This window comes from Streptomyces sp. NPDC049687 (genome assembly GCF_044465285.1).
In the GTDB taxonomy this organism is placed as follows: domain Bacteria; phylum Actinomycetota; class Actinomycetes; order Streptomycetales; family Streptomycetaceae; genus Streptomyces.
Map to the genome: position 1 here is coordinate 187,249 of NZ_JBITLN010000002.1, position 23,473 is coordinate 210,721.

Here is a 23,473-nt window from a genome sequence, read left to right on the forward strand (position 1 = left end):
CTTCTCCCCGCCTCACCAGATCACCGGAAGCGTCTCGACGCCGTACTGCGGCGCCAGAAGTCGGAATCGCAGCTCGTCCACGCCGACCCCGAGCCGCAGTCCGGGGAACCGTTCCAGCAGGCCCGTGAGGGCGACGCGCAGCTGCATGCGGGCCAGAGCGGCACCCAGGCAGAAGTGGATGCCGTGGCCCAGGGCCAGGTGGCTGCCGGGCTCCCGGGTGATGTCCAGCCCGTCCGCGGCCCCGTCGGCGTGCGGGCAGCGGTTGGCGGCGAACACCGAACAGGCCACGACCTCACCGGCTTTGATGGTCTCGCCGCCGATCGTCACGTCCTGCTGCGCGGTACGCGGGGAGACGGCGGCCACCACGGAGACATAGCGCAGCAGTTCCTCCACCGCGCGTTCCATCAGCTCGGGCCGCTCACGCAGCAGCGCCGCCTGGTCGGGATGGCGTATCAGCGCCAGCGTGCTCAGACCGAGCATCTCCGCGGAGTTCTCGAGGGTGCCGGAGATGATGCCCTCGCAGAGCCCGGCCAGCTCTTCGTCGTCCAGTTCGTCCCCGTGCTCCCGGATCAGCGTCCCGAGCAGGTCGTCACCCGGATCGCGGCGCCGGTCCACCACGAGCCGCAGTATGTGCGCGAAGTAGGCGCGTGACGCCGGGTCCCGGCGAGGGCTGTGCGGAGAGGCGCGGTGGTCTGCCAGCCGGGACAGCTCGGTCAGGTCGTCCCGGGGCAGACCCAGCAGGGCGGCGCAGGTCAGGCCGGCCACCGGCCGGGCGAAGAGCCTCATCAGGTCGGCCGGCCGGCCCGACCGCTCCAGCAGGTCCAGGCGCTCCGCGACGATCCGCTCCACGGTCGGCGCCAGGCGTTGCATCCGACGCACCGTGAACAGCGGCACCACGAACCGGCGCAGGCGGGTGTGGGACGGCGGATCGCTCTGCAGCAGATTCCCCGGCTGGGGAGCCATCCGGCGGCCGTCTCCGTCCGGGGGAGGGTTGCTGGAGAACCGCTCGGCGTCGCCGAGGATCTCCCTCACCACCCCGCGGCCGACCGCCATCCAGTCGAACACCCCGGTGATCGTGTCCCTGAAGAGGGGCGCCCGCGCGCCCAGTTCCAGCAGTTCCGGCACCGGGTCGAGCACGTCCCGGCGTTTGTCGACCGGGACTTCGAGTTGCTGCGACATACGGGGTCCTACCTTTCCGACGTGGAGTTGGGCTGATCGGCGGAGCCGGCGGACTCCGCCGGGGTGGCGGGGCCGGGCGCGGTGAGCCGCTGTGCGACCACCTGGCCGACGATCGCGGCGCTCGCGGGCCGGAGCATCCCATCGTGGTCGGCGGCGACCTCGTGCACCTCGACGCCGCTCGCGACGTACGGCGCCCAGATCGCCCGCGCCGCCGCCGGGGACAGCCGCACCGCGCGGTCCTCGGCGGCGAGGAACAGCAGCGCGTCACCGCCGAAGCGGCGGGGCGTGTGGCCCTCCGCCAGTCCCGCCAGGTGGCCCATCGTCTCGGCCATGTGGCGCAGGAGCGGCCCGGCCCCCTGCCCCCCGCCGTCCGGATCGCCGAAGACGGCGCGGCCCTCCCGGTCCACCTCACCGGGAGCGGCTCCGGCGGGCGCGCTCTGTGCCTCGTGCACCCCGGCGTACGCCTTTTCGTTCTCCCCGCCGTCCTGCGACGGGTCGTCGGTGAGGCGGCGTGGGCCACCGGGGAAGCCGTCCAACAGGGCCAGTAGCTCGACTTGTTGGCCGCGCTCCTCCAGCGCGGTGGCGACGGCGTGGGCCAGCACCGCGCCGAGGGACCAGCCGAGCAGGTGGTACGGCCCCTCGGGCTGCACGGAGCGGATCCGGTCGACGTAGTCGGCCACCATCTCGTCCACGCTGCCCGGCCTCGCCCCGGGGTCGGAGAGGCCGCGCGCCTGCAGGCCGTAGACCGGCAGGTCCGCCGGCAGATGCCGCAGCAGCGCGGCGTAGCCCCAGCTGAGGCCCGTGCTGTGGTGGAGGCAGAAGAGCGGCGGGCGGGAGCCTCCGGTGCGCAGGGGCAGCAGCGCGTCGAGGTCGTCGCGGCCGCGGCCGCCGCGGCGCCGCGCCGTCCGGACGGTGCCGCCGTCCTCCGCCGCACGAGCCTCCACGAGTCCGGCGGAGGTCCATGCGGCGCGCCGTCCGGTGCGCAGCATCAGGGCGCCGGCGGGCTCGAACGGGCAGGCCACCAGGCTGCCCGCGGTGCGGGCGGGGGCGCCGACGTAGGCGCGGGCCAGGGACGGGCCCGCCACGTACAGATCGCCGGCCACGCCGACCGGGACCGGGCGCAGCAGGTCGTCGAGGACGTAGGCGCGGGCGGTGCGGGGCAGGGGGACGGCGGCCGTCGCGGGCTCGGGGGTCCGAGGCTCCGTGGTGGGGGCGCCGGCCGGGTCCACCGCGACCGTACGGCCGTCGCACAGCGCGGCCAGCAGCGCGACGAGCAGTTCGGCGACGGGAGTGCCGGCGTCCAGGCGGACCGCGCCGTCGGCCACCGTCGCCCCGGAGGCCGTGGAGGCCGGTTCCGGCCCCGCTTTCGGCCTGGCGGAGGCAGCCTGACGGTCCATCACGCGGCCCAGCAGGGACCGGTGGTCCACCTGTTCGCCGACGAGGGCGCCGTCCGGCGTACGGGCGGGGAGCACCACCGCCGGTTGCGACGGGAGCGGTTCAGGGACGGTGGCGGGACGGCGCAGTCGCCTGCCGCCGTCGCGGATCGCGTCCTCCGTCCGCAGCACCGGCACCTCCCCCGGTACGCCGGCCGGGGCACCGCCCGACCGGACGATCGCGGCCGGGCGGGCGCAGCCCAGCGCGGCGGCGGCCGCCAATGGGCCCGCCGGGTCGTCCGGATCGGCGATCAGGCAGGCCGCCCCGGACCTGAGCACCCCGAGGACGGCGACCGCCCAGCCGGTGCCTGGTCGGGCCGCGACCACGACGGTGTCGCCCGCCCCGACCCCGTGCCGGTCCAGCCGGGCGGCGAGCCACCGCGCCGCCCGGTCCAGGGCTCGGCGGCTCAGGAGGCCGTCCCGGTCCCGGACCGCCACGGCGCGCGGGTCGCCGGCCGTCGCCTCGGCGAGCGCCTGGAGCACGGTGCCGTCCGGTACCCGGATCGCGCCGCGGTTCCACTCCTCGGTCAATCGGCGCGACTCCGAGGCGCCGAGCAGGATGTCGATCCGGCTCAGCCTCAGGTCGGGCTCGTCCGCCACCTGTTCGAGGAGGCGGATCAGGCGCTCCGCGAGGCCGGCCGCGGTGGCCCGGTCGAACAGTTCCTCGGCGTAGTCCAGGCTGCCGTCGAGGCCGCCGGGGCCGCCGTCGTCCCGGTGCCGGTGGGTCAGCCGCACCGACAGGTCGAGTCCGGTGGCAGGGGCGCCGAGGTCGACCGCCGAGGTGCCCAGGCCCGGCAGCAGCGGAACATCCCACTTCTGCGCGGTGTCGTCCCGGACATCGAGGGCGACCTGGAAGAGCGGGTGAGGGTCGCCGGGCGCCCCGTCCACGGCGGCCAGGGCCTCGGCGACGCGCGCGAAGGGGACGTCCGCGTACCGTCCTGCCTCCCGGGCCGTGTCCTGGACGCGCTCCAGCATCTCCCGGAACGTCGGGTCGCCCGAGACGTCGGTGCGCAGCGGGAGCCATCCGGTGAACGGGCCCACGGCGGCCTCCAGTTCGCCCTCGGCCTCCGGGCGCTGGCGCAGGCGGCCGATCGTCTGATCGGTGCCGGCCCCCATCCGCGCGAGGAGCATGGCCAGCCCGGCGTGGACGACGCCGGGCGCGTCCGTGCCCTGGGACGCGGCCGCCGTCATCAGGCGCGCGTGCACCGGGGCCGCGATGCGCAGCGGCACCGAACCGGCTCGGTGGCTCGGCCGCGCGGGGCGCGGCCGGTCCGTCGGGAGCACGGTGGCGGGCGGGGCGTCCGCCAGCACCTCCGTCCAGTACGCGAGCTGGTCGCCGGCGAGGCTCTCGGCGTCGTCCGCGTCCTTGAGCAGCCTGGTCTCCCAGTCCGCGTAGTCGGCGAACTGCAGTGGCAGCGGCGCCCGTTCGGGGGCCCGTCCCTCCCGGCGGGCACCGTACGCCACGGCGACGTCACGGACGAGGGCGTCCCGGGAGGCGTCGTCGACGCCGATGCGGTGCAGGGTGAGGAGGAGGACGTGGTCGGCCTCGGAGAGCGCGAACAGGACGGGCGTCCACGGTGTCTCGCGCGTGAGGTCGAAGCGGCGGGCGGCGTGGGCGGCCAGGAGGGCGGGAAGCTCGTCCTCGGTCGCCTCGACGGCCGGGAGGGCGGGGACGGCCGGCGACTCGGGGCCGTCGGCGTCCAGGACCCGCTGGAGCAGGCCGCCGTCCGCGGTCTCGGCGAACACCGTCCGCAGGATGTCGTGCCGCCCGGCCACGTCCGCCAGGGCCGCCCGCAGGGCGTCACGGTCCAGCTCGCCGCGCAGGCGGAGGGCGACGGACGACTGGAGGGACCGCGTGTGCGGGTTCTCGGCGCCGCGCCGCCAGACGCGCCGCTGCTCGGCCGTCGCCGGCGCCACACCGCCCTCGTGGTCGACCGCGAGCAGCGACGGGCGCGTCTTCGTACCCAGGACGCGCGCCGTGCCGATCGGCGTGGGCTCGCCGAAGAACTGTTTCATGTCCAGCTCGGCGCCCAGCTCCGACCGGATGCGCCCCGCGAGGTGCATCGCGAGCGCGGAGTTGCCGCCCAGGTCGAAGAAGTTGCCGTCGGCGGCGACTCCCTCGACGTCCAGCACCTCGCCGAACAGGGTGCAGAGCAGCGCCTCCGCCTCGGTCCGGGGACGGAGCCCGGCCTCGTCGGCGAGGTCGGGGGCGGGCAGGGCGGCCCGGTCGACCTTGCCGTTGACGGTGAGGGGCAGGGCGTCGAGGACCATCACCGCCGACGGGACCATGTAGTCGGGAAGCCGGGTGGCGGCGAAGGCGCGCAGTGTGTCGGCGTCGGTGCCCTCGGGGCCGGCCGGCAGGACGTAGCCGACGAGGCGCGGATGCCCCGGGCGGTCCTCACGGACCACCGCCACGGCGGTCCTGACGTCCGGATGGGCCGCGAGGACGGCCTCGACCTCGCCGGGTTCGACACGGAAGCCCCGGATCTTCACCTGCGCGTCGGCACGCCCGACGAACTCCAGCTGCCCGTCGGCCGTCCAGCGGGCCAGGTCCCCGGTGCGGTACACCCGCTCGCCGTCACCGAACGGGTTGGCGGTGAACCGCTCGGCCGTCAGCTCGGGGCGGCCCAGGTAGCCGCGGGCCAGGCCGGACCCCGCGATGTACAGCTCTCCCGTCGCTCCGACCGGGGCGGGGCGCAGATACGCGTCCAACACATAGGTGCGGACGTTGGGCAGGGGCCGGCCGATGGCCGGGGGCGCGTCGTCGCCCGTGATGCCCTCGTCCAGCAGGACCGCCGTGGTGATGACGGTGGCCTCGGTGGGGCCGTAGGTGTTCCAGACGCGGGCGCCGGACCGCCACTCGGCAGCGAGCCCCGCGTCCAACCGCTCGGCGCCGAGGACCCAGTTGCCGATGCCGGACATCGCCGCCGGGTCCAGCGCGCCCAGGAGCGACGGCACCACGCTCGCCGTCCCCACCCCGGCCGCCCCGGCCATGCGCGCGAGGGCCGCGGCATCCAGGCGCTCGTCGGCCGAGGCGACCGCCAGCGTCCCTCCGGCCGCCAGGGTCACCGCCACGTCCAGCACCGCCGCATCGAAGCTGAACGAGGCGAACTGCAGCGCCGTCCCACCCGCCTCAACACCGAGCACCGGACGCATCGCCGTCGCCAGATTCGCCACCGAACCATGCGCCACCGCCACACCCTTGGGGCGACCGGTGGAACCCGAGGTATAGATGACATACGCCAACTGCTCAGGAACGACCCTCGGCAGCTCCCCGTACTCGGCCGCCACCTCGTCCACCTGGACGGTGACGACATCATCGGGCAGCCGGTCCGCCGTCCCGGGCGCCACCAGCACGACCTCGGCGCCACTGTCGGCGACCATGAACGCCAGCCGATCCGCCGGGTATTCGGGATCCAACGGCACATAAGCGCCCCCCGCCTTCCACACCGCCAGCAGCGCCACGACCATCTCGGCACCGCGCGGCAGGCACAGCCCCACCCGCACCTCACGCCCCACACCCCGCGCGACCAGCCCGCCGGCGAGGGCGTCGGAGCGCGCGTCCACCTCGGCGTAGGTCAGGGAACGGCCGCCCGACCACAGCGCGGCCGCGTCCGGCGCCTGCGCCGCCCATGCCCGGAAGCGGTCCGGCACGGTGCCCGGCTCGAACGGCCGGGCGGTGGCGTTCCACCGCTCGACCACGGCAGCACGCTCGGGCTCCTCCAGCAGTTCGATGGCGCTCAGCCGCAGCTCCGGATCGGCCGCCACCTGCTCCAGCACCCGTGCCAGCCGCTCGCCCAGGCGATGTACCGTCTCCTCCTCGAACAGGTCCCTGGCGAACAGGATCCCGCCGCCGAGGCCGTCCGGGGAGCCGTCCCCGGTGCGGCGCTCGTTCAGCGTCAGGGAGAGATCGAACCGGGCCGCCGGGTCCATCGCGGGCGGGATCTGCTCGACCGTCAGGCCGGCAAGGTCCCAGCGGGCCTCGGGGACGTTCTGCAGGGCGAGCATCACCTGGAACAGCGGGTTGCGGGCCGCCGAGCGGGTCGGGTTCAGCTCGTCCACCAGCCGCTCGAACGGCACGTCCTGATGCGCGTACGCCGCCAGATCCGCCTCACGCACCCGGCCCAGCAACTCACCGAACGTCGGGTCACCGGACGCGTCCGAACGCAGCACCAGCGTGTTCACGAAGAACCCCGCCAAATCCTCCAACTGGGCGTCCGACCGGCCCGCCACCGGCGTACCGACGCACAGGTCCGTGCCGGCGCCGAGACGCGCGAGGAGAGCGGCGAGTGCCGCGTGGACCACCATGAACATCGTGGCGCCGCCGCGCGAGGCCAGCTCGACGAGTCGCACATGCGTGGCCGCGTCCACCGCCATCGGTACGGATCCGCTGCGGAAGGACGGTATCGCCGGGCGGGGACGGTCGAAGGGCAGCGCCGTCTCCTGCGGTGCCCCGGCGAGGGTCCGCTTCCAGTGCTCGATCTGCGCCGCGCCCGCGCTGCCGGAGTCGTCCAGGTCGCCCAGCGCCTCACGCTGCCACAGCGCGTAGTCCGCGTACTGCACCGACAACGGCTCCCAGCCCGGCGCGGCGCCGGACAGGCGAGCACCGTAGGCGGTCTCGAGATCGCGGGCCAGTACACCCATCGACCAGCCGTCGGACGCGATGTGATGGGCCACCAACAGCAGCACCCACTCCTCGCCCGACACCTTCAGCAGGGTGGTCCGCCACGGCAGATCGACCGCCAGGTCGAAACCACGACCCGCCTCCACCCGCATGAGGTCACGCCACCGCTCCCCCGCCTCGATCACCCGCAACCGGGGACGGCCGGCCGCACCCTCACGGACCTCCTGATACGGCACCCCCTCGACGTCCGGGAAGACCGTACGCAGGCTCTCATGACGGTCGGCGACATCACCCAACGCCGCCCGCAGCGCCTCGACGTCCAACGTGCCCGACAGACGCAACGCGAACGGCAGGTTGTACGCCCCAGCCCCCGCCCCAGCGCCGTCACCGTCGCCGGAGACGCCCATACGGTTGAGGAACCACATGCGCTGCTGCGCGAACGACAACGGCACCCGCTCCGGACGCTCCCACCGACGCAACGCCAGACCCGAAGAGCCGGCACCCTCCACCAGCCGCGCCACCCCCGCCACCGTCGGATCGGCGAACACCTCACGCACACCCACCGACACCTCCAACACCGCCCGCACCCGCGCGATCAACCGCATCACCAGCAGCGAGTCACCACCCAACGCGAAGAAGCTCTCCTCCGCCCCCACCTGCTCGACCTCCAGCACCTCGCAGAACAACCGCGCCAGGGCCTCCTCCGTCGGCGTCTCCGGGCCACGGGAACCCTCCACGCCACGATCCGGCGCGGGCAGAGCGGCACGGTCGACCTTGCCGTTGACCGTGAGGGGCAAGGCGTCCAGCACCATCACGGCGGACGGGACCATGTAGTCCGGCAGGCGGGTGGCCGCGAAGGCCCGCAGGGTTTCCGCGTCCGCCTCCCCGACGGCGTAGCCGACCAGGCGACCGTCGCGGATCATGGCCACGGCCGTCCTGACGTCCGGGTGCGCCGTGAGTACCGCCTCGACCTCGCCGGGTTCGACACGGAACCCGCGGATCTTCACCTGTGCGTCCGCGCGCCCGACGAAGGCCAACTGCCCGTCGGGCAGCCAACGGGCCAGGTCACCCGTGCGGTACATCCGCTCGGCGTCGCCGAACGGTGAGGCCACGAACCGCTCGGCCGTCAGCTCCGGACGACCCAGGTAGCCGCGGGCCAGACCGGCCCCCGCGATGTACAACTCACCCGTCACACCGACGGGAACCGGCCGCAGGCAGCCGTCCAGGACATAGGTCCGGACGTTGGGGAGTGGACGGCCGATGGCCGGTGGGGCGTCGTCGCCCGTGATGCCCTCCTCCAGCAGCACCGACGTGGTGATGACCGTGGCCTCGGTCGGCCCATAGGTGTTCCACACCCGAGCCCCCGCACGCCACTTCGCCGCCAGCCCCGCCTCCAACCGCTCCGCACCCAGCACCCAGTTCCCGATACCCGACACCGCCTCCGGCTCCAACACCCCCAACAACGACGGCACCACACTCGCCACCTCGACACCGGCCGCCGCCACCATCCCCGCGAGCGCCACCCCATCCCGACGCTCCTCGGACGAAGCGACCGCCAACGTGCCCCCCGCCGCCAGCGTCACCGCCACGTCCAACACCGCCGCGTCGAAGCTGAACGACGCGAACTGCAGCGCCGTCACACCCGCCTCAACACCGAGCACCGGACGCATCGCCGTCGCCAGATTCGCCACCGAACCATGCGCCACCGCCACACCCTTGGGGCGACCGGTGGAACCCGAGGTGTAGATGACATACGCCAACTGCTCGGAATCGACTTCCGGCAGCTCCCCGTACTCGGCCGCCACCTCGTCCACCTGGACGGTGACGACATCATCGGGCAACCGGTCCGCCGTCCCGGGCGCCACCAACACAACCTCGGCGCCACTGTCGGCGACCATGAACGCCAACCGATCCGCCGGATACTCCGGATCCAACGGAACATAAGCGCCCCCCGCCTTCCACACAGCCAGCAGCGCCACGACCATCTCCACACCACGCGGCAGACACAGCCCCACCCGCACCTCACGCCCCACACCCCGCGCCACCAACCCCCGGGCAAGAGCATCCGTACGCGCGTCCACCTCGGCGTAGGACAGGGAACGGCCGCCCGACCACAGCGCGGTCGCCTCCGGCGCCTGCGCCGCCCATGCCCGGAAGCGGTCCGGCACGGTGCCCGGCTCCAACGGCCGGGCGGTGGCGTTCCACCGCTCGACCACGGCAGCACGCTCGGGCTCCTCCAGCAGTTCGATGGCGCTCAGCCGCAGCTCCGGATCGGCCGCCACCTGCTCCAGCACCCGTGCCAGCCGCTCGCCCAGGCGACGTACCGTCTCCTCCTCGAACAGGTCAGCGGCGAACAGGATGCCGCCGCGCAGGCCGTCCGGCGAGCCGTCGTCTGACTGGCACTCGTTGAGCGCCACCGACAGGTCGAACCGCGCGGCGGGGTCGGCCACCGGCGGGATCTGCTCCACCCGCAGGCCCTCCAGCTCCCAGTGGGCCTCGGGGACGTTCTGCAGCGCCAGCATCACCTGGAACAGCGGGTTGCGGGCCGCCGACCGCTCCGGGTTCAGCTCGTCCACCAGCCGCTCGAACGGCACGTCCTGATGCGCGTACGCCGCCAGATCCGCCTCACGCACCCGGCCCAGCAACTCACCGAACGTCGGATCACCCGAGAGGTCGGACCGCAGCACCAGCGTGTTGACGAAGAACCCCGCCAAATCCTCCAACTGGGCGTCCGACCGGCCCGCCACCGGCGTACCGACGCACAAGTCCTCCCCCGCCCCCATACGGGCCAACAGCACCGCCAGCGCGGCATGGACGAGCATGAACATCGTCGTCCCTCTCCGCGAGGCCAGCTCGGCCAGCCGGGCGTGCGTCGCCCCGTCCACCCCCATCGGCACCACGCCGCTGCGGAAGGACGGCACGGCCGGGCGGGGGCGGTCGAAGGGCAGCGCCGTCTCCTGCGGTGCCCCGGCGAGCGTCCGCTTCCAGTGCTCGATCTGAGCGGCCGCCGCGCTGTTCGGATCGTCCAGCTCGCCCAGCACCTCGCGCTGCCACAGCGCGTAGTCCGCGTACTGCACCGGCAGCGGCTCCCACCGCGGGGCCCCACCGGAGAACCGCGCCCGATAGGCCTCCTGGAGGTCCTTCGCCAGCACACCCATCGACCATCCGTCGGACGCGACGTGATGGGCCACCAACAGCAGGACCCACTCCTCCGCCGACACCGTCAACAGGGTGGTCCGCCAGGGCAGATCGGCCCGCAGGTCGAAGCCACGCCGGGCCTCCTCGGCCATCACCTCCCGCCACCGCTCCCCGGCCTCGGCCACGTGCAGCCGGGGACGGCCGGCTTCGCCCTCACGGATCTCCTGGTACGGCACCCCCTCGACGTCCGGGAAGACCGTGCGCAGGCTCTCGTGACGGTCGGCGACGTCACCCAACGCCGCCCGCAGCGCCTCGACGTCCAGCGTGCCCGACAGACGCAGCGCGAACGGCAGGTTGTACGCCCCAGCCCCCGCTCCCGCCCCCGAGCCGTCGTCGGCGCCGTCCATGCGGTTGAGGAACCACATGCGCTGCTGCGCGAACGACAACGGCACCCGCTCCGGACGCTCCCACCGACGCAACGCCAGACCCGAAGCCCCAGCACCCTCCACCAGCCGCGCCACCCCCGCCACCGTCGGATCGGCGAACACCTCACGCACACCCACCGACACCTCCAACACCGCCCGCACCCGCGCGATCAACCGCATCACCAGCAGCGAGTCACCACCCAACGCGAAGAAGCTCTCCTCCGCCCCCACGCTCTCCACGCCGAGCAGTTCGGCGAACAGGGCGCACAGCGCCTCCTCCGTCGGCGACTCGGGATCGCGGGAACGCTCGGCGCCGAGATCCGGGGCGGGCAGGGCCGCACGGTCGATCTTGCCGTTCACCGTCAGCGGCAGCGTGTCCAGCGAGACCAGCGCCGACGGCACCATGTAGTCGGGCAGCCGGGTGCCGGCGAAGGCGCGTAGACCGCCGACGTCCGCGTTCCCGGTGACGTACCCGACCAGGCGGCCCTCGCGTGCCACCACGACGGCCTGCTCCACCCGGGGGTACGCGGCCAAGGCCGCCTCGATCTCACCGAGTTCGACGCGCAGCCCGCGGATCTTGACCTGCTCGTCCGTGCGGCCGAGGAACGCCAACTCCCCGTCGGCCGTCCACCGCACCAGGTCGCCGGTGCGGTACATCCGCTCGCCGTCGCCAAAGGGCGAGGCCACGAACCGCTCCGCCGTCAGGCCGTACCTGTTGACGTAGCCGCGGGCCAGCCCGTCGCCGGTGATGTACAACTCGCCCGTCACGCCGACGGGGACGGGCCGCAGGTAGGCGTCCAGCACGTAGGTCCGTACGTTCCCCAGCGGACGGCCGATCGTCGGCGGGGCGTCCTCGGCGGTGATGCCCTCGTCGAGCAGCACCGCCGTCGTGACGACGGTGGCCTCGGTCGGCCCGTAGACGTTCCACACCCGGGCCCGGGCCCGCCACTTGGCGGCCAGTCCGGCCTCCAGCCGCTCCCCGCCGAGCACCCAGTTGCGCAGGCCGGGGACCGCGTCCGGTTCCAGCACGCCCAGCAGCGACGGCACCGTGGCTCCGGTGGAGGCCCCGCTGGCGTCCAGCATCGCCACCAGCGCGGCGGCGTCCAGGCGCTCCTGTGCCGACGCGATGGCCAGGGTGCCCCCGGCGGTGAGTGTCACCGCGTAGTCCTGCACCGAGGCGTCGAAGCTGAACGAGGTGTACTGGAGCGTCGTCACCCCGGTCTCGGCCCCCACCACCGGGCGCATCGCCGTCGCCATGTTCGCCACGGCCCCGTGGACCACGGCCGCGCCCTTGGGCCGGCCCGTCGACCCGGAGGTGTAGATGATGTACGCCAACTGGTCGGGCATGAGGTCCGGCAGGTCACCGGAGTCGCGCTCCAGCCCGTCGAGGGGCACGGCGTCGACGCCGGCGGGCAGCCGGGACGCCGTCTCGGGCGCCACCAGCACCAGCCGGGCCCCGCTGTCGGCGACCATGTGGGCGATCCGGTCCGACGGATGCTCCGGGTCCAGCGGCACATACGCCCCGCCCGCCTTCCACACCGCGAGGACGGCCACCATCATGTCCGTCCCGCGCGGCAGGAACAGGCCCACCCGCACCTCGCGTCCCACCCCGCGCGCCACCAGTCCGCGCGCGAGGGCGTCGGAGCGCGCGTCCACCTCGGCGTAGGTCAGGGAACGGCCGCCCGACCACAGCGCGGCCGCGTCCGGGGTCCGCGCCGCCCATGCCCGGAAGCGGTCCGGCACGGTGCCCGGCTCCGACGGCCGGGAGGTGGCGTTCCACTCCCCCACCACCAGGGCGCGTTCGTCGGCACCCAGCAGGTCCAGGTCCCCGATCCGCGTCGTCGAGTCGGCGGCGATCTGCTCCAGCACGCGGACCAGGCGTGTCGCGACGGCCCGGACCGTCTGCTCGTCGAACAGGTCGGCGGAGTAGAGGATGCCCCCGCCCAGGCCGGCCGGCGAGCCGTCGGCCGACCGCCCCTCCCGGAGCGTCATGGAGAGGTCGAAGCGGGAGGCGAGGCCCGCCGTCGGCGGTATCTCCTCAACCGTCAGGCCCTCCAGGTCCCATCGGGCCTCGGGGATGTTCTGCAGCGCCAGCATCACCTGGAACAGCGGGTTGCGGACGGCGGAGCGGGTCGGGTTCAGCTCGTCCACCAGCCGCTCGAAGGGGATGTCCTGGTGCGCGTACGCCGCCAGGTCCGACGCGCGGACGCGGTCCAGCAGCTCGTCGAACGTCGGGTTGCCCGACAGGTCGGACCTGAGCACCAGGGTGTTGACGAAGAACCCCGCGAGCTCCTCCAGTCGTGCCTCCGACCGGCCCGCCACAGGCGTACCTACGCACAGGTCCGTGCCGGCGCCGAGGCGCGCGAGGAGGGCGGCGAGTGCCGCGTGGACCACCATGAACATGGTCGCCCCTCGCTGCGAGGCGAGCTCCACCAGCCGGGCGTGCGCCCCCGGGCCCACCTCGACCGGTACGGATCCGCTGCGGAAGGACGGTATCGCCGGGCGGGGACGGTCGAAAGGCAGCGCCGTCTCCTGCGGTGCCCCGCCGAGCGTCCGCTTCCAGTGCTCGATCTGCGCCGCGCCCGCGCTGCCGGAGTCGTCCAGGTCGCCCAGCGCCTCACGCTGCCACAGCGCGTAGTCCGCGTACTGCACCGGCAACGGCTCCCAGCCCGGCGCGGCGCCGGACAGGCGAGCACGGTAGGCGGTCTCGAGGTCGCGGGCCAGTACACCCATCGACCAGCCGTCGGACGCGATGTGATGGGCCACCAGCAGCAGCACCCACTCCTCGCCCGACACCTTCAGCAGGGTGGTCCGCCACGGCAGATCGACCGCCAGGTCGAAACCACGACCCGCTTCCTCCCGCATGAGGTCACGCCACCGCTCCCCCGCCTCGATCACCCGCAACCGGGGACGGCCGGCCGCACCCTCACGGACCTCCTGATACGGCACCCCCTCGACGTCCGGGAAGACCGTGCGCAGGCTCTCATGACGGTCGGCGACATCACCCAACGCCGCCCGCAGCGCCTCGACGTCCAGCGTGCCCGACAGACGCAACGCGAACGGCAGGTTGTAGGCGTCGGTGTTCTCGCCGACGGCGTCCATGCGGTTGAGGAACCACATGCGCTGCTGCGCGTAGGAGAGGGGCACCCGCTCCGGGCGCTCCCGGCGGCGCAGCGGGAGGCCTGCGGAGGTCTCCGCGCCGTCGACGAGACGGGCCAGCCCGGCCACGGTCGGGTCGGCGAACACCTCACGGACGCCCACCGAGGCCTCCAGGGCAGACCTCACCCGGGCGATCAACCGCATCACCGACAGCGAGTCACCGCCCAGGGCGAAGAAGCTCTCCTCCGCGCCCACGCTCTCCACGCCCAGCACCTCGGCGAACAGCCGCGCCAGGGCCCTCTCCGTCGGCGTCTCCGGGCCACGGGAACCCTCCACGCCACGATCCGGCGCGGGCAGAGCGGCACGGTCGACCTTGCCGTTGACCGTGAGGGGGAAAGCGTCGAGAACCACGATGACGGACGGGACCATGTAGTCCGGCAGGCGGGTGGCCGCGAAGGCCCGCAGGGTTTCCGCGTCCGCCTCCCCGACGGCGTAGCCGACCAGGCGACCGTCGCGGACCACCGCCGCGGCCTGCTCCACTCCCGGATGCGCGGCCAGGACCGCCTCGACCTCACCGGGTTCCACACGGAACCCGCGGATCTTCACCTGTGCGTCCGCGCGCCCGACGAAGGCCAACTGCCCGTCGGGCAGCCAACGGGCCAGGTCACCCGTGCGGTACATCCGCTCACCGTCCCCGAAGGGGCAGGCGACGAAGCGCTCGGCGGTCAGGTCCGGGCGGTTGATGTAGCCCCGGGCCAGCCCCTCGCCGGCGATGTACAACTCGCCTGTCACACCGACGGGAACCGGCCGCAGGCAGCCGTCCAGGACATAGGTCCGGACGTTGGGGAGTGGACGGCCGATGGCCGGTGGGGCGTCGTCGCCCGTGATGCCCTCCTCCAGCAGCACCGACGTGGTGATGACCGTGGCCTCGGTCGGCCCATAGGTGTTCCACACCCGAGCCCCCGCACGCCACTTCGCCGCCAGCCCCGCCTCCAACCGCTCCGCACCCAGCACCCAGTTCCCGACACCCGGCACCGCCTCCGGCTCCAACACCCCCAACAACGACGGCACCACACTCGCCACCCCCACCCCACCGGCCGTCAGCATCGCCGCGAGCGCCACCCCATCCCGACGCTCCTCGGACGAAGCGACCGCCAGCGTCCCTCCGGCCGCCAGGGTCACCGCCACGTCCAGCACCGCCGCGTCGAAGCTGAACGACGCGAACTGCAGCGCCGTCACACCCGCCTCAACACCGAGCACCGGACGCATCGCCGTCGCCAGATTCGCCACCGAACCATGCGCCACCGCCACACCCTTGGGGCGACCGGTGGAACCCGAGGTATAGATGACATACGCCAACTGCTCGGAATCGACTTCCGGCAGCTCCCCGTACTCGGCCGCCACCTCGTCCACCTGGACGGTGACGACATCATCGGGCAACCGGTCCGCCGTCCCGGGCGCCACCAGCACGACCTCGGCGCCACTGTCGGCGACCATGAACGCCAACCGATCCGCCGGATACTCCGGATCCAACGGAACATAAGCGCCCCCCGCCTTCCACACCGCCAGCAGCGCCACGACCATCTCCACACCACGCGGCAGACACAGCCCCACCCGCACCTCACGCCCCACACCCCGCGCCACCAACCCCCGGGCAAGAGCATCCGTACGCGCGTCCACCTCGGCGTAGGACAGGCAACGGCCGCCCGACCACAGCGCGGCCGCGTCCGGTGCCTGCGCCGCCCATGCCCGGAAGCGGTCCGGCACAGTGCCCGGCTCCAACGGCCGGGCGGTGGCGTTCCACCGCTCGACCACGGCAGCACGCTCGGGCTCCTCCAGCAGTTCGATGGCGCTCAGCCGCAGCTCCGGATCGGCCGCCACCTGCTCCAGCACCCGTGCCAACCGCTCGCCCAGGCGACGTACCGTCTCCTCCTCGAACAGGTCAGCGGCGAACAGGATGCCGCCCTCCAACCCGGCCGGGACGCCCCGTTCGGACCACCGCTCACTCAGGCCCACGGACAGGTCGAACCGCGCGGGGGACACGGTAGGAGGGAGTTGCTCGACCGTCAGCCCCTCCAGATCCCAGTGGGCCTCGGGGACGTTCTGCAGGGCGAGCATCACCTGGAACAGCGGGTTGCGGGCCGCCGACCGCTCCGGGTTCAGCTCGTCCACCAGCCGCTCGAACGGCACGTCCTGATGCGCGTACGCCGCCAGATCCGCCTCACGCACCCGGCCCAGCAACTCACCGAACGTCGGATCACCCGAGAGGTCGGAACGCAGCACCAGCGTGTTGACGAAGAACCCCGCCAGATCCTCCAACTGGGCGTCCGACCGGCCCGCCACCGGCGTACCGACGCACAGGTCCGTGCCGGCGCCGAGACGCGCGAGGAGAGCGGCGAGTGCCGCGTGGACCACCATGAACATCGTGGCGCCGCCGCGCGAGGCCAGCTCGACGAGCCGCACATGCGTGGCCGCGTCCACCGCCATCGGCGCCGAACCGCTCCGGAATGTCGGCACCGCCGGGCGGGGCCGGTCGAAGGGCAGCGCCGTCTCCTGCGGTGCTCCCGCCAACGCCCGCCGCCAGTGGGCGATCTGCCCGGCTGCCGCGCTGCTCGGGTCGTCCGGCTCGCCCAGCGCCTCGCGCTGCCACAGCGCGTAGTCCGCGTACTGCACCGGCAGGGGTTCCCAGCTCGGGGCACCACCGGACAACCGCGCCCGGTAGGAGGTCTGGAGGTCCCGGGCCAGTACGCCCATGGACCAGCCGTCCGCGGCTATGTGATGGGCGACCAGCAGCAGGATCCACTCCTGCTCGGAGACCCGCAGCAGGCTGGTTCGCCACGGCAGATCGGTCGCCAGGTCGAAGCCGCGACCGATCTCCTCCGCCATCGCTTCCCGCCACCGCTCACCGGCCTCCACGATGACCAGCGCGGGGCGGCCCGCCGCGCCCTCCAGCACCCGCTGGCAGGGATCGCCCTCCACGTCCGGGAAGACCGTGCGCAGGCTTTCGTGCCGGTCCGCCACATCGCCCAGCGCCGCGGCCAGGGCGTCGACGTCGAGCCCTCCGGAGATGCGCAGGACGAGGGGGAGATTGTAGGCGGCGGTGTTCTCACCGACGGCGTCCATGCGGTTGAGGAACCACATGCGCTGCTGCGCGAACGACAACGGCACCCGCTCCGGACGCTCCCACCGACGCAACGCCAGACCCGAAGAGCCGGCACCCTCCACCAGCCGCGCCACCCCCGCCACCGTCGGATCGGCGAACACCTCACGCACACCCACCGACACCTCCAACACCGCCCGCACCCGCGCGATCAACCGCATCACCAGCAGCGAGTCACCACCCAACGCGAAGAAGCTCTCCTCCGCCCCCACCTGCTCGACCTCCAGCACCTCGCAGAACAACCGCGCCAGGGCCTCCTCCATCGGCGTCTCCGGGCCACGGGAACCCTCCACGCCACGATCCGGCGCGGGCAGGGCCGCACGGTCGACCTTGCCGTTGACCGTAAGGGGGAAGGCCTCGAGAACGACCGTCGCGGACGGGACCATGTAGTCCGGCAGGCGGGTGGCCGCGAAGGCGCGGAGGGCGTCGGGTTCCGCGTCGCCGACGACGTACCCGACGAGGCGGCTGTCGCGGACCATCGCCACGGCCCGCTCCACCTCCGGGTGCGCGGCGAGGACGGCCTCCACCTCACCCAGCTCCACCCGGAACCCGCGCAGCTTCACCTGCTCGTCCGCGCGCCCGACGAACTCCAGCCGCCCGTCCGCCGCCCACCGCACCAGGTCACCCGTGCGGTACATCCGCTCACCGTCCCCGAAGGGGCAGGCGACGAACCGCTCGGCCGTCAGCTCCGGACGACCCAAGTAGCCGCGGGCCAGACCGGCCCCCGCGATGTACAACTCACCCGTCACACCCACGGGAACCGGCCGCAGGTACTTGTCCAGCACGTATGTGCGGACGTTGGGGAGTGGACGGCCGATGGCCGGTGGGGCGTCGTCGCCCGTGATGCCCTCCTCCAGCAGGACGGCCGTGGTGATGACCGTGGCCTCGGTCGGCCCATAGGTGTTCCACACCCGAGCCCCCGCACGCCACTTCGCCGCCGGCCCCGCCTCCAACCGCTCCGCACCCAGCACCCAGTTCCCGACACCCGGCACCGCCTCCGGCTCCAACACCCCCAACAACGACGGCACCACACTCGCCACCTCGACACCGGCCGCCTCCACCATCCCCGCGAGCGCCACCCCATCCCGACGCTCCTCGGACGAAGCGACCGCCAGCGTGCCCCCCGCCGCCAGCGTCACCGCCACGTCCAGCACCGCCGCGTCGAAGCTGAACGAGGCGAACTGCAGCGCCGTCACACCCGCCTCAACACCGAGCACCGGACGCATCGCCGTCGCCAAATTCGCCACCGAACCATGCGCCACCGCCACACCCTTGGGGCGACCGGTGGAACCCGAGGTGTAGATGACATACGCCAACTGCTCAGGAACGACCCTCGGCAGCTCCCCGTGCTCGGCCGCCACCTCGTCCACCTGGACGGTGACGACATCTTCCGGCAGCCGGTCCGCCGTCCCGGGCGCCACCAGCACGACCTCGGCGCCACTGTCGGCGACCATGAACGCCAGCCGATCCGCCGGGTATTCGGGATCCAGCGGCACATAAGCGCCCCCCGCCTTCCACACCGCCAGCAGCGCCACGACCATCTCCACACCACGCGGCAGGCATAGCCCCACCCGCACCTCACGCCCCACACCCCGCGCCACCAACCCCCGCGCCAAAGCATCCGACCGCGCGTCCACCTCGGCGTACGTCAACGACCGTCCCGCCGACCACAACGCCACCGCCCCCGGCGTCGCCCGAACCCACCCCTGGAACCGCTCCAGCACCGTCCCGGCCTCCAAGGGCCGCTCCGTGTCGTTCCACTCCTCCACGACCGCCGCCCGCTCGGCCTCGTCCAACAGCTCGATGCCACTCAGCCGAACCGTCGGATCGGCCGCCACCTGCTCCAGCACCCGTGCCAGCCGCTCGCCCAGGCGACGTACCGTCTCCTCCTCGAACAAGTCAGCGGCGAACAGGATGCCGCCCGCCAACCCGGCGGGCGCGCCCCGCTCGGACCAGCGCTCGCCGAGGTCCACCGACAGGTCGAACCGGGCCGCCGGGTCCATCTCCGGCGGGACCCGCTCCACCCACAGCCCCTCCAGCTCCCAGCGGGCCTCGGGGACGTTCTGCAGCGCCAGCATCACCTGGAACAGCGGGTTGCGGGCCGCCGACCGCTCCGGGTTCAGCTCGTCCACCAGCCGCTCGAACGGCACGTCCTGATGCGCGTACGCCGCCAGATCCGCCTCCCGCACCCGGCCCAGCAACTCACCGAACGTCGGGTCACCGGACGCGTCCGAACGCAGCACCAGCGTGTTCACGAAGAACCCCGCCAACCCCTCCAACTGGGCGTCCGACCGGCCCGCCACCGGCGTACCGACGCACAGGTCCTCCCCCGCCCCCATCCGGGCCAACAGCACCGCCAGCGCGGCGTGCACGACCATGAACATGGTGGCGCCTTCCCGCGCTGCCGTCTCCAGCAGCCGGGCGTGCGTCGCCGCGTCCACCCCGACGGGCACCGAGCCGCTGCGGAACGTCGGCGTCGCCGGACGCGGACGGTCGAACGGCAGCGCCGTCTCCTGCGACGCACCCGCCAATGCCCGCCGCCAGTGCGCGACCTGGGCGGCGACGGCGCTCCGGGGGTCCTCGAGTTCGCCCAGCGCTTCGCGCTGCCACAGTGTGTAGTCCGCGTACTGCACCGGCAGCGGCTCCCACCGCGGGGCCCGACCGGAGAGCCGCGTGCGGTAGGCCTCCTGGAGATCGTTCGCCAGCACGCCCATCGACCATCCGTCGGACGCGATGTGATGGGCCACCAGCAGCAGGACCCACTCCTCGCCCGACACCTTCAGCAGGGTGGTCCGCCAGGGCAGCTCGGCCGCCAGGTCGAACCCGCGGCCCGTCTCCTCCGCGAGCACGTCCGGCCACCGTTCACCGGCCTCCACCACGACCAGCTCCGGACGGCCGTCGGCGCCCTCCAGTACCCGCTGGTACGGCACGCCGTCCACGTCCGGGAAGACCGTGCGCAGGCTCTCGTGACGGTCCGCCACATCGCCCAGCGCCCTGGCCAGCGCCGCCGCGTCGAGCCGGCCCGACAGACGCAGCGCGAAGGGCAGGTTGTACGCCCCAGCCCCCGCTCCCGCCCCCGAGCCGTCGTCGGCGCCGTCCATGCGGTTGAGGAACCACATGCGCTGCTGCGCGAACGACAACGGCACCCGCTCCGGACGCTCCCACCGACGCAACGCCAGACCCGAAGCCCCGGCACCCTCCACCAGCCGCGCCACCCCCGCCACCGTCGGATCGGCGAACACCTCACGCACACCCACCGACACCTCCAACACCGCCCGCACCCGCGCGATCAACCGCATCACCAGCAGCGAGTCACCACCCAACGCGAAGAAGCTCTCCTCCGCCCCGACCCGCTCGACGTCCAGCACCTCGCAGAACAGCCGCGCCAGGGCCTCCTCCGTCGGCGTCTCCGGGGCGCGGGTGGTGCCCGCGCCGAGGTCGGGCGCGGGGAGGGCCGCGCGGTCCACCTTGCCGTTGACGGTCAGTGGGAACGCGTCCAGCACGACCAGTGCCGACGGCACCATGTACGCCGGCAGCCGCGCGGCCGCGAACCCGCGCAGCCCGTCGGCGTCCGTGTCCCCGACGGCGTATCCGATCAACTGCCCGTCGCGGACGGTCACCACGGCCTGCTCCACGTGCGGATGCGCGGCAAGCGCCGCCTCCACCTCGCCCGGCTCCACCCGGAAGCCGCGCAGTTTCACCTGCTCGTCGACGCGGCCGACGAACTCCAGCTGTCCGTCCGCCGTCCACCGCACCAGGTCACCCGTGCGGTACATCCGCTCGCCGTCGCCGAAGGGCGAGGCGACGAACCGCTCGGCCGTCAGCTCCGGACGACCCGCGTAGCCGCGGGCCAGACCCACGCCCGCCACATACAGTTCGCCCGTCATACCCACCGGCAGCGGCTGCAGGAACGCGTCCAGCACGTAGGTGCGCGCGTTCCGCAGCGGACGCCCGATCGGAACCCCGCCGTCCCCCGCGTCCGCCGTCGTCCCCGGGTCCAGGGGCCCGCTCATCGCCGCGCAGACCGTCACCTCGGTCGGGCCGTAGGCGTTGATCATCCTCCGGCCGGGCGCCCACCGGGCGACCAGTCCGGGCGGGCAGGCCTCACCCGCCACGACGAGCGTCTCCAGTTCCTCCGGGAGGTCCTCCTCCACCGCCAGGACGCCCGGCGGCACGGTGACATGGGTGGCCCGGGTGCGGCGCAGCGCCTCGCCCAGCGGCAGGTGCGGCGGCAGCGCCTCGGCGCCTGCGACCACCAGCGCGGCGCCCGACCCCAGGGCCATGCACAGCTCCGACACCGCGGCGTCGAAGCTCAGCGACGCGAACTGCAGGACCCGCGCCCGCGGGTGGACGGCGAACCGGTCGATCTGTGCCGCCGCCAGGTTGGCGAGCCCGGCGTGGGTGACCAGGACGCCCTTGGGCCGTCCCGTGGAGCCCGAGGTGTGGATGACGTAGGCGGCGTGCGTGGGCCGTAGCGGTGCGACGCGCTCGGCGTCGGTCAGCGGGCCGGGCTCGTGGAGCGCGACGGCGGCGGCGACGGCCGGGGCGTCCAGGGCGATGGCCCGGCGGCGGGCCGACTCGGGCAGCAGCCCGTGGGTGGCCTCGGTGCACAACACGGCGACGGGGTCGGTGTCGTCGAGGACGAGGGCGAGACGCTCGGCGGGGTGGCCCGGGTCCAGCGGGACGAAGGCCCCGCCGGCCATCGAGACGGCGAGCAGCGCCACATGTGTGCGTACCGACCGCTCGGCGAGGAAGGCGACGCGGGTCTCGGCGCCCACGCCGGCGGCGACGAGGTGGCGCGCGAGGCGGCCGGCCTCGGCTTCCAGCTCGGCGTAGGTGAGGGTGCGCTCGTCCGAGTCGAGGGCGATCGCGTCGGGTGTCCGGCGCGCCTGGGCGGTGAGCAGCTCGGGCAGGGTCGTGATGGGCGCCGTCGGCTCGACGTCGTGCCAGTCCCGGATGATGGGCGCGAGCCCGTCCCCGTCCAGCAGTCCGAGGCGGCCGATGGGGGCCGCCGGGTCCGCCGCGAACGCGCCGAGCACCCGGCGCACCGCGGCGAGGATCTGTTCGGCGCGGGCACGGTCGAACAGGTCGGTCCGGTAGTCGAGTTGCAGCTCCAGGCGCTCGCCCGGGGCGACGATGAGCCCGAGCGGGTAGTGGCTGGCGTCCCGGGTCCGACCGCCGGGCCGGATGACGAGGGCGTCGGGGCCCTCCGGAGCCGCCTGAGCGGGGCGCGGGTAGTTCTCGTAGACGACCAGGGTGTCGAACTCGGCGCCGGGCCCGGCGAGTTGCCTGATCTCGGTGAGACCGAGGTGCTGGTGGCCCATCAGGGCCACCTGCCGGGCCTGCAGGCCGGACAGCAGGTCGGTGACGGTGAGGTCCCCGGCCAGTTCGGCCCGCACCGGCAGGGTGTTGATGAACAGGCCGACCAGCGACTCGGCGCCCGGCAGGTCCGTGGGCCGCCCGGCGACGGTGGTGCCGAACACCACGTCCCGCCGCCCGGCCAGCCGGGCGAGCACCAGCGCCCACGCCGCCTGCAGCACCGTGGCCACGGTGAAGCCGCACTCGCGCGCCAGGTCGGTGAGTGCGCGCGTCAGTTCCGCGTCGCACTCGGCGCGCAGCGCCTCGGGGCGCAGCGGCGCCCGGGCCGGGTCGGCCGGCGCGACCAGGGTGGGCTCGTCCGCTCCGGACAGCTCGGAGCGCCAGGCGGCGCGTGCCGCGTCCTTGTCCTGGCGGCCGAGCCAGGCCAGGTAGTCGCGGTAGGAGCGGGCCGGGGGCAGCGCGCGGGCGTCGCCGCCGGCCCGGTAGGCCGCGGACAGCTCGTCGACGAGGACGGGCAGCGACCAGCCGTCGAGAACGATGTGGTGCGTCGTCATCACCAGGCGGTGCCGCCGCTCGCCGAATCGGATCAGCAGCAGGCGCAGCAGCGGGCCGCGGGCGAGGTCGAAGCCGGCCGCCAGCTCCGCTTCGGAGAGCCGGGCCGCCTCCGCGTCCGCCTCGGCCGCCGTCAGGCCGCTCACATCGGCCTGCCGCCAGGGGAGTTCCGCCTCCCGGGCGACGACCTGCACCGCCTCGCCCGAGCGGCGCCGGCGAAAGCCCGCGCGCAGGGCCGTGTGGCGGGCGATCAGGCCCTCCCAGGAGCGGCGCAGGCGGTCGACGTCCAGCGGCCCGTCGAGGGCGAGGGCCCGTTGGCCTGCGTAGACGTCGGAGGCCCCGTCCCCGAAGGCCGCGTGGAAGAGCAGCCCCTCCTGGAGCGGCGACAGCGGCCAGATGTCCTCGATGGCGGTCCGGGTCCGGGTCATCTCGTACGTCTCCTCACAGCGGTTCACATCTCGTGTGGTCGGGCGGTCGGAGGGTCAGGGAGTCGGAGGGGCAGAGGCCTGAGGGCAGGGGGGTCCGAGGGGCAACAGGCCTGAGG

The 23,473-nt window shown here is 73.7% G+C and carries 2 protein-coding genes; both read right to left on the reverse strand.

Going from position 1 to position 23,473, the window contains the following annotated elements; genetic code table 11:
- Nucleotides 1-12: 12 nt before the first annotated feature.
- Nucleotides 13-1,179, reverse strand: coding sequence for a cytochrome P450 (locus tag ACIBVL_RS06120; protein ID WP_399092585.1), 1,167 nt, complete (start codon nt 1,177-1,179; stop codon nt 13-15).
- Between the two features lie 8 nt (nt 1,180-1,187).
- Entirely contained in the window at nt 1,188-23,357 is a 22,170-nt protein-coding gene (locus tag ACIBVL_RS06125) for a non-ribosomal peptide synthase/polyketide synthase (protein WP_399092588.1), read from the reverse strand.
- Nucleotides 23,358-23,473: the final 116 nt, after the last annotated feature.

Bases quoted from the DNA above. Each gene is read 5' to 3' on its own strand.
- ACIBVL_RS06125 (WP_399092588.1), bottom strand. From the start codon at position 23,357: ATGACCCGGACCCGGACCGCCATCGAGGACATCTGGCCGCTGTCGCCG.
- ACIBVL_RS06120 (WP_399092585.1), bottom strand. From the start codon at position 1,179: ATGTCGCAGCAACTCGAAGTCCCGGTCGACAAACGCCGGGACGTGCTC.